The sequence below is a fragment of the Pseudomonas graminis genome (assembly GCF_013201545.1).
GTDB lineage: Bacteria > Pseudomonadota > Gammaproteobacteria > Pseudomonadales > Pseudomonadaceae > Aquipseudomonas.
On the sequence record NZ_CP053746.1, the window covers coordinates 3512884 to 3528372 of the forward strand.

The following is a 15489-nucleotide window of genomic DNA, read 5'->3' on the forward strand; positions in this document are numbered from 1 at the left end:
GAAATATCTGGCGGATGTACTGGTTTCTTCGCGAGCAAGCTCGCTTCCACAATTTAGACTTGTGGCGTCTGAGGGGCCTTCGCCACACCCCGCATCACCAGGTCCTGAATAAACGCCAGCCAGTCCGTGCGCTCGCCCTCTGCGGCCATGTCCTGGCCCAGGAACGAGCTGAGGGTGTGCAGGTTGGAGTTATAGAAGTAGCACAGCGACGCGATCATCAAATACACGTGCTTGATGTCCAGGTCCTGCCGAAACAAACCCTGCGCTTGACCGGCGTCGATGATCGGTCTGAGCACGCCGACGGCTTCGCCTGACAGGCGTCGCAGCTCCCCGGACTGGCGCGCGTGCTTGCCCTTGTGCAGGTTTTCGATGCTGAGGATGGCGACGAATTCCGGGTGGCTGACGTAATAGTCCCAGACGAACGCCACCAGTTGGCGCAGCGTCTGTACCGGCGTCGACGGGTCCAGTGACAGCAGGCTTTCGGCGCGGTTGAACTGCTCGTAGGTGTGCTCAAGCACTTTGACGAACAGCTTCTCCTTGCTGCCGAAATAGTAATAAATCATCCGGTCGTTGGATTCGGCTTCGGCGGAGATCTTCTCGATGCGCCCGCCGGAATAGCCGTCGCGGGTGAACACCGTGATCGCCGCCTGAAGAATGCGCGCGCGGGTTTGATCGGCCTGTTGCGCGCGAACGCCAGTGCTTTTGCCCATGGTCGTCAGAGAATCCGGTAGAGCAGGCGCTCGACGCGGACCCGGCTGACCCGGCGCAGAAAGGTGCGCACGCCCACCGGGTATTCGCTCAGGGTATCGAGCTCGTCGAACTTGCCGACCCGATGGGTATTGCGCATCAGCAGCGCGATTTCTTCCGCGCGGGGCTTCAGCCATTCACCCTTGGGGTCATCGATCAGCACGGCGTTTTCCAGGTCCAGCTGAAAGGCTCGAGGGTTCAGGTTGTTGCCGGTCAGCAGGGTGTAGCGGTCATCTGACCACAGGCCCTTGAGGTGATAGGTGTTGTCGCCGTCTTTCCACAGATGAATATTCAACTGGTGCTTGGCGATCGCCGTCTGATGCTTCTGCATGAAGCGACGCAGGCTGATCTCATACAGATACGGCAGCGCGGAGATCACCTTGAACGGCTCCTCCGGCGAAATGAAAAAGTCGTTGGCGGTCTTGTCGCCGATGATGATGTCGACCTTCACGCCCCGCTTCAGCGCGCGATTGATCTCGCGTTTCACCACCAGCGGCATGTTGAAGTACGGCGTGCACAGCGTCAGTTGCTCATCGGTGGCGGCAATGAGATCGCAGAGGGTTTTACTCAGCGGATTCTTGTTGCCGATGCCCAGTAGCGGAATGACACGCAGCTCGCCGTTGTCACGCACCCCATCGTTGACGTCGTAGCTGGCGCGCTTGAGGTGCTGGCGGAACTGACGAATCTCCCCGCGCAGGCTGCGAGAGCTGGGCGGCGAGGGCAGGTCGAGGCGATGCACGGCGTCGGACGGCAGAATGTCCTGCTGCACCAGACGCTGGAACGAGTCGGCCAGGCCTTTGCTGTCGATCAGGTGATAACGATCGAGCCGGTATTTGCCGAGTTTGTGCAGATAAACGTTATTGATGCTGGCGCCGCTGTAAATCACGCAGTCGTCGATGACGCAACCCTTGAGGTGCAACACGCCGAACAGCTCGCGGGTTTGCACCGGTACGCCATACACCGGCACCTCCTGATCGTGTTCCAGGTTCTGCGCCTGATACCACGCCGAGTTCCCGGCCTGCTTGCCCGCGCCGATCAGGCCGCGTTGGGCACGGAACCAGTCGACCAGCACCACGACGTCCAGCTCCGGGCGCGCAGCTTTGGCGGCATACAGCGCATCGAGCATTTCCTGGCCGGCTTCATCCTGCTGCAAGTACAGGGCAACGATGTAAATCCGCCGGGTGGCGGCGGCAATCTTCGCCAGCAGTGTCTGCCGATAGTCGGCTGCACTCGGCAGAATCGTGATCGCCGTGCCGGAGGATTCAAAACCGCGCAGCGCTGCAAGGGTAGAACGTCGGAAGGGAGCCCGCATAAGCCTCTCGATGGGTTGGATCAACAGCGCACGAGCTTACACCAGAGTGCGCCCTCTGGTGGTTTTGGCAGCGTTATCCGTGAGTTGTTCAGCGGATTATCAGCGACGGCTCACCCCTTGCGGTCTCGCCTGCACCTCATACCTTCAGAATCAGCTTGCCGCTGTTTTCGCCCTTGAACAGCATCTGCAGGGTTTCGGGGAAAGTTTCCAGGCCGTCGACGATGTGCTCTTTGCTCTTCAGCTTGCCCTGGGCCAGCCAGCCGGCCATTTCCATCCCGGCCTTGGCGAAGTGTTCCGCATGGTCCATGACCACGAAACCTTCCATGCGCGCGCGGTTGACCAGCAGTGACAGGTAGTTGGCCGGGCCTTTGACGGCTTCCTTGTTGTTGTACTGGCTGATGGCGCCGCAGATCACCACCCGCGCCTTCAACGCCAGGCGGGTCAGGACCGCATCGAGGATGTCGCCGCCGACGTTATCGAAATACACGTCCACGCCTTTCGGGCATTCGCGTTTCAGCGCCGCGTGGATGTCTTCGTTCTTGTAATCAATGGCGCCGTCAAAGCCGAATTCATCGATCAGGGTCTGGCACTTTTCCTTGCCGCCAGCAATGCCGATGACCCGGCAGCCTTTGATTTTGGCGATCTGCCCGGCAATGCTGCCCACCGCACCGGCCGCGCCGGAAATCACCACGGTGTCCCCGGCCTTGGGCTGGCCGACTTCCAGCAGAGCGAAGTACGCCGACATGCCGGTCATGCCCAATGCGGCCAAGTACACCGGCAGCGGCACGAGGTTGGGATCGACTTTGTTGAAGCCCTTGGGCTCGCCGACGAAATAATCCTGCACGCCGAGCACGCCCTGCACGTAATCGCCCACCGCGAATTTCGGGTGTTGCGACTCGATCACCTTGCCCGCCCCCAGCGCGCGCATCACCGCGCCCAGCTCGACCGGCGCGATGTAGGACTTGCCTTCATTCATCCAGCCGCGCATGGCCGGGTCCAGGGACAGGTATTCGCTTTTCACCATGATCTGTCCCGGGGCGAGCTCCGCAACGGGCACGGTCTGGAAGGTGAAATCTTCACGGCTGGCAGCACCGACCGGGCGGCGCGCGAGGAGGAATTGGCGGTTGTTCAAGGCGGTCATGGCAGGCTCTCGGTTGGAGTGGCTGAAAGGTTTTAGGGATCGCAGCAGTGATAGACCGTAACGTTCCGGACGGCAAGGATTGCCGCTGTACGGAATGCTCGTCGATCCATGCTTATGATGGCGTTCTCCGCTGATCATCATCGCCACCAATGGCCCGGCAACCGGCCTTTTGATAGTGCTGACGTTGATTGTGTCGTGACCGCTAAGCTGCGGCCCATCGCCGGCCTGTGCCGAGCCTTCCATCAATCAGTACAAAAGGACGAAACCATGAGCATGACGTTTTCCGGCCAGGTCGCGTTGGTCACCGGCGCCGCCGCGGGCATCGGCCGAGCCACCGCGCTAGCCTTCGCCGAACACGGCCTGAAAGTGCTGGTGGTGGATCTGGACAGCGCGGGCGGCGAGGGCACGGCCGAGCTGATTCGTCAGGCGGGCGGCGAAGCGCTGTTTCTGCCGTGTGATGTGACCAAAGACGCTCAGGTGCAGCAGATGATGACCCAGGCCGTGGACGCTTATAGTCGCGTGGATTACGCGTTCAACAACGCCGGCATCGAGATCGAAAAAGGCCGCCTCGCCGAAGGCAGCGAAGCCGAGTTCGACGCGATCATGGGCGTCAACGTCAAGGGCGTCTGGCTGTGCATGAAATACCAGCTGCCGCTGATGATGGCCCAGGGTGGTGGGGCAATCGTCAACACCGCATCGGTGGCCGGGCTGGGCGCGGCGCCGAAGATGAGCATCTACAGTGCGTCCAAGCACGCGGTGATCGGCTTGACCAAATCGGCCGCCATCGAATACGCCAAGAAGCACATCCGGGTTAACGCCGTGTGCCCCGCGGTGATCGACACCGACATGTTCCGCCGCGCCCACGAGGCCGACCCGCGCAAGGCCGAGTTCGCCGCGACCATGCACCCGGTCGGGCGGATCGGCAAAGTCGAAGAAATCGCAGCCGCCGTGCTCTACCTGTGCAGCGACGGCGCCGCGTTCACTACCGGGCACTCGCTGGCGGTGGACGGGGGCGTCACGGCGTTCTGATCGGCCAGACCGTTTCAGCGAAAAGCAGACCGGCACTTCCGGCGAGGTATTCAGCTAAGCTCCACGGGCTGTCCACCCTCAGGGAATGTCGATGGATCATTTGTGGTTCGCCTATCCGTTGATCAGCGCTGCCGTGCTGCTGGTCATCGACCTCACGCTCTGGCAGTGGCTGCACCCGCGCTGGCGCCGGCGCAAGCTGGTGTGCCGGCTGGTGCTGTTTGTGCTGTTCAGCATGGCGCTGCTTGATGGCGGGCTAAGTCCGCTGTATCCGGTGCCCGCCGACTGGTCCGTTCCGCGACATGTGCTGGCGACCATTCTGACCATCGCCTGGTGGCTCTACGGCGCGCGAACCCTGACCGTGCTCGCCGTGGTGGTCATGGAGCCGCGCATCGGCGGCAAGGGCCATCTGCTGCAAGACGTCATGGGCGCGATCATCTTCCTTGTTGCAACCGTGGCGGCGGCCGCTTACGTGCTCGACATGCCGGTCAAAGGGCTGCTGGCGACCTCAGGCGCCGTGGCGATCATCCTGGGGCTCGCCGTACAAAGCACCCTGGGCGATGTGTTCTCCGGCATCGTCCTCAATGCGACCAAGCCGTTTCGGGTGGACGACTGGATTCGCGTCGACGACATCGAAGGCAAAGTCATCGAAATCGACTGGCGCTCCACCCACCTGCTGACCTCCGAGGGCAGCATGGCGGTGATCCCCAACGCCATGGCCGCCAAGACCCGCATCGTCAACTTCAGCCGGCCGGACCATTTCCATTCGGTCACCCTGTCCATCGAACTGTCGACCCGCCTGCGACCCAGCCTGGTGCTGGACTCCCTGGAGAAAGCGCTGCTCGGCTGCCGCGAATTACTGGCCCAGCCCGCGCCATCGGCAGTGGTGGTCAAGTCCGGCCTGCGCATCGCCGAATACCAGGTCACCGGCTACGTGAAATCCCGGGACCGAAGTTCAGCGGTGCGCAACCAGTTGTTCGACCTGATTCACCGACAACTGGCGTCCACCGAAACCCGCCAGGACCAGCAACGCCCTGCCACGCGGCAGTCTGCCGTACTGAATACCGTGAATGCGCTGCGCATGCTCAGCGACGCCGACCGCGCGCAACTGGAACAGCACATGCGCCTGGGCGCTTATCCGGCGAAAGACATCGTGCTGGCCGAGGGCGTGGTGCCTGATGCGCTGTTTATCATCGAGTCAGGCGTCGTTTCAGTGTCGCTGCAAAGGCCGGACGGCTGGCTTGAAGTAGGGCGCATGGGGCCGGGGGAGTTGCTGGGTGAGAGTGGGTTTGTTGATGGAGCACCGACGCTTGGGCGCTTTTGTGCGTACACCGACTGCATGATTTACCGGATCGACAAGGCCGATCTGGAGCCGTGGTTGGCGGAGCATCCGGAATTGGTTGGGGCGCTGGCAGGGTTGGCTAAGTTTCGTGCGAAGGCGAGGGCGGCGATGCTGGAGGCCAAGCCGGTGGTGGCGGATGCCAATGGGTTTCTGGGTTGGTTGCGCAAGAATGTGAGGCGGTTTGAGGTGACGCGGGGCCCGGGATCTGATGACAAGAAGCGCTGAAAAAGAGAGCGGGTTATCGAGAGGTAAAACTCTCCCAGGCAACCGACACCCCGAGGCGTACCTTAGACGCTGCTGAACGCTTGACCTGAGCTATGCCTTGGGCGCTTGGGTCTGTCCGCTGGCTGACCTGAATTCGACTCGTCTAAAGACACTTGCTCCCAAGGGAATGATCATGCCTATTCCTTGGGAGCTCTGATTTAGAAGTCTATGGTGCCTGAGAGTTTGACCAGACGCGGGTCGCCCTGGCTGAGATAGCCGCCGTTGGCTGAGGCCCAGTAGTTCTTGTCGGTGATGTTCTCCACATTGACGCGCAACGTCAGGTCCTTTTGATCGACCTTGAAGGTGTAGCGCGCGCCGGCATCGAACCGATTCCAGGTGGGAAGGCTCAGGTTATTGGCCTGGTCCGCATACTGGCCTCCAGTACGAAGCATACGGGCGCTAAGGGCAGCTCCCTCCAGGCCAGGAACGTCCCAGTCGACGCTCGCATTTAGCTGGAAGGTGGGCACCCCGATGGCATGGTTGCCATCAGCGAGCCCGCCCGCAGTCTTCTTCAGCTCCGAGGTCATGCGCGTGCCGCCTGCCATCAGGCGCAGGCCTTCGATGGGCTCACCAAACACGCTCAGCTCAACCCCTTTGTTCACCTGCTCGCCGTCGCGAATGTAGAGGCGCTGGGTAGCATCGACGTAGCCATCGCTGGGCTTCTCGATTCGGAACACACCAAGATTTGCGCCGAACGATTGCATGTCCAGCTTGATACCCGCTTCCAGTTGCTTGGTGCGGCCAGGCGGGAAAGCCTCCCCAAGGTTGGTGACGGTACCGGATGCGACCGGCCCTTTGGCCAAGCCTTCAATGCGGTTTGCATACAGGGAAACGGTGTCAGTCGGTTTATAGACGATGCCGTACACCGGCGTGGTGATGGATTCGTCGTAAAGTGAAGTACGGCTGCCGTCATTGGCCGCGTTAGCCGCTCCGTTGGAAGTGGTGCCGTCGTATGAGTAGTTCTCTACGCGCAGCTGCTGACGGCGTACGCCATAGGTCAGCAGCAAACTGTCGTCGAACAAGCCAACTGTGTCGGAAACGGCCAGGCTTCGGTTGCGGGTTTTGCCGGTGACACCCGGATCGCCCATATCGCCGCCAGTGCTGGAGACCGCCGTTGGCTTGGGCAGACTAGGTGTGGTGTAGATATTGGTATTCCCGGTGACCGGGCGGTAGAAGGTGTAGGCGTTCTCTTGCTGGGTCCAGATGGTAGAGGCGCCAATCGCGATCTGATGACTCACCGGCCCGGTTTGAACATGACCGTTAAGCCCCGCTGCAAAGCTGGTGTTGTCCTCATTGTGCGGGATCTCAGAGCCGCCGACAGTTGCAACTCCGTTATTACCTACGAGGGTTGGCGTGCCGTATACGCCCGTTTCACGCGTATGCTTGGCGCCCCCTGCAAGGTAGGCAGTCCAGTTTTCATTCAGGTCCCAGTCGCCACGCATCATGCCGAACGTGTCTTCGGTTTCGGCATTAGTCCAATCCTGGCCGTAGTTGTGGCTGGCGTCAGGGGCGGTCGGGATTTTTGTCGCATTACCCAATTGCACGGTGTTGCGTAAACCGTTGATGCGCTGTTTCTGGTAGCCAAAGTCGGTAGAGACGCGAAAGGTGTCACCCCGATAATCGAGTCCCGCGACGAACAACTTGGTGCGCTGGTTTTCGTCATCAATCGCAGTGTCGCCTTCGCGTTGGCTAAGGTTGACTCGCGCTCCGAATCGGTTGCCCTCGCCGAAGCGTTGGCCAAGGTCCAGATGCTCACCAACGCGGCCGTCAGAACTGATGTCTTGGGTGTAACGGCGAGTCGGCACGTCTTCAGCACGGTTGGGCTGCAAATTCACGCTGCCACCCAAGCCCGTACCGGTGGGGCTCACGCCGTTGATAAACGCGTTGGGACCTTTGAATACTTCCACCCGCTCAATGGCGTCCGTGGAGAGAATTTGCCGAGGAAGGACCCCGTACAAACCGCCGTACGAGATATCGTCGCCTGCCAACGGCAAACCGCGGATCACGAATATCTGCGACTGGTTACCGAAGCCGTAAGACTGGCGCACCGACGGGTCGTTGAGGAGTACGTCTCCCACATCTTCAGCCTGCTGATCCTCGATAAGCTGGGAGGTATAGCTGGTCATGGTGAAAGGGACGTTCATGTTGTCCTGATTACCCAGAACACCCATCTGCCCGCCACGAGCGACCTGACCACCTGCGTAGACCTCAGGCAGCGTGTTGGAATTAGCCTTGACGGCATCCGCGTTTATGTCAGTAGCGCCGAGCTCAAGCGCCGAATCGGCAGCATTGGCGATGAAGCTCGCAGAGCAGCAAAGCGCAAGCAGGGTGGGGCGAAACGGATGCGAAAGGAACATTACGGGCTACCCAGCAAAGTGATCAGAACGGGTTGACGCCTCCCTGGCAATGCGAAGTATTCGCAGGTGAGAATGATATCAGAGTGCTTTTAAGTTTGTTGCCACTGACGACACATTTTTCACATCGTGTGAAACGCCTGACGATGTCGAATGCAAAGCGCTGCCATCAGCAGAGCCGCCTGTCCTTCCTGTTTTCACACTCCCGTGGAAAACTACGCGCGCTTTGCACTCATTTCTTGTCTGTTTTGATGGAGCCACGGATGGAAATCATGAACAACCAGCAAGAAAACGCCCTCGAACAAGCACTCAGGCTGGCGGCGGATGAGCCGGCCCATCGACCTGAGTTTTTCAACACGCTGCTGAACTCAGTTGTCTATGTGCTTGGCACTGCCGGGACTGGCAAAGGTCATGTAACGCTCGAGGCGGGCAGCAACATCAGCATCGCGAATTGGCAGAAGGCTGACGGCTCACCTGTCATCCCGTTTTTTTCTTCGTTGAACGTATTGCAAGGGTCCATAGACAGCGAAGAATCCTACGTAGAAATCCCGGCCAGATCGCTGTTTGAAATCACACTGGGCGCGCCTCTTTTCCTTAACCCGGCTTTACCGTTGCGCGCGCTGTATGGAAACGGGAGCGGGGGAATGGAGCCATGACAGCGGGTCGGTAGTTAGGATGGCCAGATGCCTACCCCGAAGTGGGCGAGCACAGTCCCTTCATAGTATGGTTGCGGCCATCAACCATCGCAGAATATGGATATTACCCATGCGTTTACTCATGCCGCTGGCCGTAAGCCTGACCCTTATCGGCTGCGCCAGTACTAAGACCGATGTCCGCAACGAAGCACAAATCAGCCAATATGACCCGTCTAACACTGCTCGCGTGCGCCTGATCACGGGCGACACCACCCATGCGGGCTTCATCAGCGGCCAGACCTGCGAGGCGTTTTACAACGATTCCCTGCTCACCAAAACGCCTGAAGAAGCAGGTTGGCAAACGGCGCATGTCGACTCGGCCGGACTCTACCCTTTTCGGGCGACAGACAGCCAAAACAGCGTGGTTGGCATGCCTGCAAGTAAGGCGAGCAAAGCCATCAATCAGTCATCCAAGGTGTTTGACGAGCATGTCATCCCGGCTGGAAAACCCTTTATTGCAGGATTCGGCATGGGCGGCTCGCAGATGTCATGCTTTCCCGCACCTGTCACGTTCATTCCCGAACCCGGCAAAGACTATGAAATGGAACTTCAAATAATGAAAGTCAGCACGTGGAAAGCAGGCTGCGTGATTGCCGTTCGACAACTATCCACTCAGGCCGACACTACCGTCGAAACCCCGTTAAGACCGCAAGTATGTGCAAAGACACCGTCGGGCTGGTATACGGCCAACGCAGCACCTTCGCCGTAACAGTTAAGCGAATAGTCATCACTCAAGGTCCGCTGCAGCTTAAGTGGCGCAGGCTGCCATCAGCCACTCCTGACCATAAGCAGCCAATCGAACGCTTATAGGCACGGCACTTGCGCAAGATCGCGTGGTACGCCGGACATAAGGAAATGACATGAAGGAATGGCGAACCTGCGGCATTCACGTACAGCATCTGCAAGCCGTTTCTGATGGCGTCATAAATCATGGTCAGAACTTGTCCCGTGAGCAGGGCGGTGTCGCGAACCCTATCGCTTGTACGGTGTTGGATGATGAAATCTTAATAGGTGGCGTTACCGGCCGCACCGAGTTCGACCGTCTTTTTATCAATACCTGTGGGTGGATGCAGCTTGGCGAGGGCGGAAAATCGGCACTGAGCTTTTGCACCGACTTGAGGCCCTGGCTCGAGCGCGTGGCTGACGGGATGCAGTTATTGAGACCCTCGATGATGGCGTGGCTGACTGGTATAAACGTTGCGGTTACCAAGTCGTTGCACATCTTCCGGGATACTGCGGGCCGTGGAGTCGTCACACACTTTTAAAAACACTGGATCGGGGGAGTGATGCTTGAGGGGGCTGGAGAAGTCAGCTGACCCAGATCAGGACGTTTACGCTCAACGCCCCGGAGCGCAAAGGCTGCACTGGTGCGCAGGTGAGTGTGCTCCAACACCTGGCAAAGGTAGACGCGCGTTCGTCATCGATCCTTATCTGACTCAGGCAACTGTGGATTAAACCCGATGACTGCAGTCGTTCATCCACGGCGAAATCACATGCGAAGTCCCGGCCGCATTATCCTCGTCTCCGACGACGGCGGCCGGCGATTTCACACCTTATCGTCCCACCCCCTCAAACCGGGCTTTGCGGCGGAGTGTGGTAGACGGATCCGTTATCCGACGTCGCAGTGTGGAAGCTGGCGTCGTCATCCGAGGAATCATCCACCGGCACCGGGGTTTGAACCTGAAGGGGGGCAGGTGCCGCCGAAGACCTCGACCCTGGCCGCGCTGCTTCGCTGGAGGGGCCGCCGCTGATCGTGGGCTGCGCCTGCTCACCCTTGAGGCTAGCCCGAAGACTGCCTGCTGGAGACTTGGTAGAGGAGGGCGCCGGGTTCTCGGCATTCGTGATCCGGTTGCCGGTGAGGCTGGTTCGTGGAAGAGAATTCGAGTCAGACGCCGCCCGCTGGGATCGTTGACTGGACGGTCTACTGGTGCGGGTTGCCTCGTCGGCGGGAGTCTCGCCGGCAGCGTCGGTCGGATCTTCATGCACGGATTGAGCGGTCTCGGTAGCGCCCGTCGTGGGTTCCGCCGCTGTCTTGCGTCGCGATTTGAAGTCGTCAACCAGCTTGTCCCCGACTGCCACACCTGCAGCGTTGCTGCCGAACACGACCGAGCCGCCCACTGTATTGACGGCGTGTTTTGCAAATGAACTCAGCGCGGGGTGCTGCGCGCTCAAGGCATTGACCGCAGCGCCTTTACCGGCTTCCAGTGCGGTGAAGCCAGCGGTCAGCGTGCTGACATTAGCGGCGCCGGAAGGGGTGAAGGTGGCTTTGGCGGTTCTCGATACCGCTCCGAGCGGATCGGTTACCAAGGTGCGGCCGGCGTCGGCCAGACGTCCCACTCCATTGGCGAGCGGCGTACGAATGGTTTTCGCGTCCCGCAGTGCCTTCAACGTGTCGATCCATTCTGTTTCCTGACTCAGATCCTCTTTGGCCTCGGCATCTCTCCGTCCCAGCAGCAGCGCAGGGCCACTGGTGCCTTGTTCGGTGCGCCGACTGTTGGCGAGGTACCCGGTGCCGGTCCCGGCAGCGAGTCCACCCGCAATGGCAATGGCTGTGTCCACAATGGGCTCGGCCTTCGGATTGATCGCCGCCACCACTGGGCTGACAACCGTCCTTAGTGCGTTTCGCATCGTGAACGTCTGCGCCTCCTTGGCGTTCTGGATGGCCAGGTTCGCGGTGGTATCGATAGTCTCCAGCGCGGCATTCAACGAATCATGCAGTTTGTCCGCAGGCGCATGCAGGTAGTACGCGTCTTCTCGAAGTTTTTTAATGGAAGCGCCGCCGACCTGATCCATCGCTGACGCCGCCGCGAGTGAAATCGTCCCCAGGGCTGCCGCTTTTGCTACCGGGTTCTGTATGTTTGCCCCAATCCCCGTGATCACGGGAATGGCCGCCTGGAGCGACGACGCCACCGCGAACGGCACCCCGCCCGCCGTCCCCGACACCATTGAAGCGTTGCGGTCCATTTTCTGGGCTTTTTCCATCAACGTTCCAAGCTCCTGGAACGAGATGTTCTCCTCCATCAGCTTGTTGACTCGGCTCTCTACGATTCGATCGATCTCCCCCCGGTGCCCCGATTCAGGATCCAGGCGATCTTTGTAGGGCTGGAACTGACTGCTCACATAGGTAGTGAGCAAATGCTTCATGCTTTGGGCCTGGTTCAGCGCCGCTGCGCTGACCTCAGCGGATTGAGGATGACCCTGCTCGACGGAAGCTTGGCCGGTGGCAGCCGTTGAATTTGACCGTTGCTGAAGTTCGATGGAGGAAGAAACGGGGGGTTGCTGGCCAGACACGCGCATAGGGAGGTCCTCTCTGGTTATAGGGATGCAGTACGACATCGCTGCTATCAAGGATGGTTTTCCAGAGGGTGTGTGGCTGAATGCGGTGTTCCGGTTCCTGTTGGAACGGCGGTATTTGACGTTTGTGTTTCAGAGTGATGACGTTTTGCTTTCGATGAAAGGGCCCATGAACAGAGCCCGGTCCAGCGTCACTCCCACGCAGATGCAGTTACGGGAGGACTTCCTATAAAGGAACCGGAGATGACAAGAGTGTGGTTCAGGGCCTTTTTGCACATGAGAGACGAAGGTAAGGAAAAAGATTTATTTTCTTGGAATAAATATGCACCCTTATCGTCCTAATTTTGCCAATCCTGCATCACGGTCCGTTCCGTGGTGCTACACCTATGCCGAAATCGGGCTCCATCAACGCTAGACGCCCTTTCGGTGCAACTGTCGTCTGAACTGTCTTGGCTATCTGCAGAAAATCCGGTGAGAATTCGAAGTCCGAGGATAGAAAAATGACGTTCGAACTGAAATGATCAAATGCAGCTTCTAAAATTGTCGGCGGATGCCCTCCAACAACCAGTGAAAATTTCATTCCTAGCATATCGAAGTTGTGAACATAACAGCCTTTAGTTTTGCCCGCATACGGGAGCGAAATAAGTCCGTTCAAGGTGGTGGAGTTATTTAAGATCACCAATAACCTTACGTTAGGTAGTTCGGCAACTCCTAATAGGTAGCGCCTAAATGCCAATTCGTATTTGGATCCCAAAGCTTTTCTATACGTATCAGTTTGCCTTGTCCAATCCCAAACTTGAGCTCGCCAAAATATGCTCACAGCAAAATAGAACAGCGCATCTCGTATTTTTTTATCGATTTTTGACGAATCGTATACGCCAATTCTTTTCCCAGTAACAATATGCGCTTGTTGTTTCAACATATTTAAAAGAGGAAATTTGGTGTGAGTGGCCCACAGGTTACCCATCGCTTTCTCCCCATTCTTGGAGAACAGATCCTCACAGTTTGCGCAGAGGAGAAAGCTCGTAATCTGTTTCTCGTTATAATTCGCAGAGCCTATCTGCGTGTCAATTCTCACGGGTGGATCCCCACCCTCTGCAGGTGAGTTTTTCACAAATTTGTAGGCGGCTTTCGGAATTAGATGACTATTGATGAGCTTAGCTTCTGATTGACACAGCCGACATTGCATATTTGATCTCCCCAGGCTTGTCGCTTAACTCAGATTAAATACAGTTCGGGTGAGCCCGTGTATACACGATCCGGTGATCGCTAAAATTCGTTAAGCACGCGCGGGTTCAAGTCAGACGAAAAGTTCGCGTGCAATTCATATCGAAAAGAAATTGCCGCATTTCGCAGCGGCAATCTCCGATCGTTAATAAACCACTTGCACTAACGAGAGTTGCTACTTAAAACCGTTTTGCTAAAGAGGCAACACGTCTAGAATCCTCGGCTAGCTTTGTCTCATCTCCATCTCGCCAGTAAACATCACCTCCATAGTACGACAGTTCTCCTTGCGGTGGGATCGTAATCACAATTACGCCGAGCCCAAAGTACGTATTGTAATCGATATTAGATAGCACAGATGTTTTCAATGGTTCTGATAAATCAGAATCGCTTATATATGACTTCCATCGCGCATAATAATCTTCGACGCTGATCCCGAGCTGCTTAGCTTCTCTGGAAATTCCAACAATATGGCGGCGGGCTACTTTGACTGCCTGAACGCCATCAAGTTTTAGTACCCGCTCAGAATCTGCGACCTTATCAGTAACGCCAAGGATAAGCTTCCCAAACTGGCCTGCACCGTTATTTGCGATAGCGCAGATTGTCTTTACGACCTTCTGTATCAGGTTTTCATCGATATGGCGGTCATCAGCTAGCGAGAGCATGCCTTGCTTCAGCTCATAGTTAGACAGTTCAATCTCTGAGCGCCTAATCACAGCATCGATATCAGCAGTAGCGTGCCCACCAAAAACTGGCCGGTCTGCACCCATGTCCACACAGTGTGGATTTATCAATGTCTTGATTGTATTTACACTAATTCTTCTTTCGTCGGATGAAGTCGATTGCCTACCCGTAGAGATTCGTCCGTTAAGGTTAGTAATAGCCTTCCGTACCGCAGCATAATCGGATATTTTCCGATGCTCCTTAAATACCAGTTCATGTACTGCAATTATAATTACTGCAAAAAAAGATGGGAAAGCATTAGTACTACTCGTCTCGAAAACAATGGTTCTCAGTTTTGCCACCGGATGGACCTGGCAAATTTTTAAAATCTCGTCTACGCAGTATTTGAACTCATGAGCAAAACGCTCAGTTCCATAAACCTCAACAGCAGCAAGAGCCTGATTGCTCTCTACCGAATTGGCAGTATATATTTTATCTAAAGCGTCCTTTGATCTCTCAATCAAAGCAGGGCTCACAATACAAACGGCCACATCCGCTATGCATTGTTCATCCATGCTATCGCGTAGATCGGTGGACTTTAGAATGCCCTGAGCGACCCAGAAAACCTCATCAGCTTGAATCTCATAGCCATGCTTAGTTTTAGGGAGATCAATACTTATTGAAGGCATAGCTCGAAGCACAAGAGTGTTTGAAGACTCGTCGCCCCTCAAACTGCATGCCACCAAGCGCACCATATCTGACAAATCATTCTGAACGCCGGCTTGCCGCCTTTCCTGATCGCTTAGCCGATGACCGTAGGTATTGATTCTGTCGAAAACGTCATTGATTTCAGCATCCGTGGCCTTGCGCATAACTGAAAGTGCCAAAGGATAATCTAATAATGTACCAATCTCTTTTTGCCCGATATAAGACTGGGCTTCCTCGGGCGTAAAATCGCCAGCATCCGCATGCGCTTTAGCGGTAGGGAAGTAAGTAAGGTCGAAATGATTCCCTTCAAGGGTCGGGAACGCTGTCTCTATAAACGAGACTATCGCATGGAGGCGCTGCAGTCCGTCAATAATTTCGTATGTACCTGGCTCTTCCTCTCTTTCGGCTAATAATATAGCTGGAATAGGGTACTTTTTGATGATTGACTCTACCAGCTTTTGTTTCTCTTCTAGCGTCCAAACTAGCTTTCTTTGATATCGCCGATTTACGTACAGCTTATCTTCCCGATACCAATTATAAACCGACTGGATAGGGGTTTGTTGCGAAGCTAAGTCTGCCATTCGTCCTTGCCCTTAAAAATACTTCTCGACTGGGTATCGCAGCATAGTGAATATCATGGAGTGAAGGCAACCGTGTACCGAAGGGAGCGAGATATTTTAATCGACAGTAGGTCAGGCACTCCGCCCAGTGCCGATATC

At 56.8% G+C, this 15489-nt stretch carries 11 protein-coding genes and 1 pseudogene; 5 read left to right on the forward strand and 7 right to left on the reverse strand.

Translation table 11 applies throughout. The features are described from left to right. Window positions 1–53: 53 nt before the first annotated feature. The 3 genes from FX982_RS15635 to FX982_RS15645 form a co-directional block, all read right to left on the reverse strand. Window positions 54–710, reverse strand: a complete 657-nt coding sequence (locus FX982_RS15635) for a TetR/AcrR family transcriptional regulator (RefSeq protein ID WP_122535128.1) — start codon at window positions 708–710, stop codon at window positions 54–56. Window positions 711–715: 5 nt separating this feature from the next. After that, window positions 716–2059 carry a CDP-diacylglycerol--serine O-phosphatidyltransferase gene (gene pssA / locus FX982_RS15640; protein WP_122624121.1) on the reverse strand — a complete coding sequence of 448 codons (1344 nt, stop codon included), beginning with the start codon at window positions 2057–2059 and terminating at the stop codon, window positions 716–718. A 136-nt stretch (window positions 2060–2195) separates the two neighbouring features. After that, window positions 2196–3200: an NADP-dependent oxidoreductase gene (locus FX982_RS15645; protein WP_172611538.1), complete on the reverse strand. Its 1005-nt coding sequence runs from the start codon at window positions 3198–3200 to the stop codon at window positions 2196–2198. Between the two features lie 267 nt (window positions 3201–3467). On the opposite strand from FX982_RS15645, the gene FX982_RS15650 reads away from it, so the two are divergent. Together FX982_RS15650 and FX982_RS15655 are read left to right on the forward strand one after the other, a co-directional pair. Continuing rightward, the gene (locus FX982_RS15650; protein ID WP_172611539.1) at window positions 3468–4229 is read left to right on the forward strand and encodes an SDR family oxidoreductase; all 762 of its coding nucleotides are present in this window, start codon (window positions 3468–3470) and stop codon (window positions 4227–4229) included. Between the two features lie 91 nt (window positions 4230–4320). Further along, the gene (locus tag FX982_RS15655) at window positions 4321–5793 is read left to right on the forward strand and encodes a mechanosensitive ion channel domain-containing protein (protein ID WP_172611540.1); all 1473 of its coding nucleotides are present in this window, start codon (window positions 4321–4323) and stop codon (window positions 5791–5793) included. 197 nt (window positions 5794–5990) lie between these two features. Here FX982_RS15655 and FX982_RS15660 read toward each other — a convergent pair whose 3' ends face one another. After that, the gene (locus tag FX982_RS15660) at window positions 5991–8189 is read right to left on the reverse strand and encodes a TonB-dependent receptor (RefSeq protein ID WP_172611541.1); all 2199 of its coding nucleotides are present in this window, start codon (window positions 8187–8189) and stop codon (window positions 5991–5993) included. 260 nt (window positions 8190–8449) lie between these two features. On the opposite strand from FX982_RS15660, the gene FX982_RS15665 reads away from it, so the two are divergent. From FX982_RS15665 to FX982_RS15675, 3 genes and pseudogenes are all read left to right on the forward strand, one after another. Beyond that, window positions 8450–8842, forward strand: a complete 393-nt coding sequence (locus tag FX982_RS15665) for an SseB family protein (RefSeq protein WP_254074805.1) — start codon at window positions 8450–8452, stop codon at window positions 8840–8842. Window positions 8843–8951: 109 nt separating this feature from the next. Then, a complete protein-coding gene (locus FX982_RS15670) occupies window positions 8952–9590 on the forward strand; it encodes a hypothetical protein (RefSeq protein WP_172611542.1) in 639 nt (212 codons plus the stop codon). Between the two features lie 151 nt (window positions 9591–9741). Next, a pseudogene (locus tag FX982_RS15675) lies at window positions 9742–10175 on the forward strand (GNAT family N-acetyltransferase). Between the two features lie 275 nt (window positions 10176–10450). Here FX982_RS15675 and FX982_RS15680 read toward each other — a convergent pair. The 3 genes from FX982_RS15680 to FX982_RS15690 all read right to left on the reverse strand — a co-directional run bounded on the left by FX982_RS15680 (window position 10451) and on the right by FX982_RS15690 (window position 15351). Further along, on the reverse strand, window positions 10451–12178 hold the full coding sequence (locus FX982_RS15680; RefSeq protein WP_172611543.1) for a hypothetical protein: 1728 nt from the start codon (window positions 12176–12178) through the stop codon (window positions 10451–10453). Window positions 12179–12533: 355 nt separating this feature from the next. Beyond that, window positions 12534–13142: a hypothetical protein gene (locus tag FX982_RS15685; protein WP_172611544.1), complete on the reverse strand. Its 609-nt coding sequence runs from the start codon at window positions 13140–13142 to the stop codon at window positions 12534–12536. Window positions 13143–13581: 439 nt separating this feature from the next. Further along, the gene (locus tag FX982_RS15690) at window positions 13582–15351 is read right to left on the reverse strand and encodes a GmrSD restriction endonuclease domain-containing protein (RefSeq protein WP_172611545.1); all 1770 of its coding nucleotides are present in this window, start codon (window positions 15349–15351) and stop codon (window positions 13582–13584) included. Between the last annotated feature and the right edge of the window lie 138 nt (window positions 15352–15489).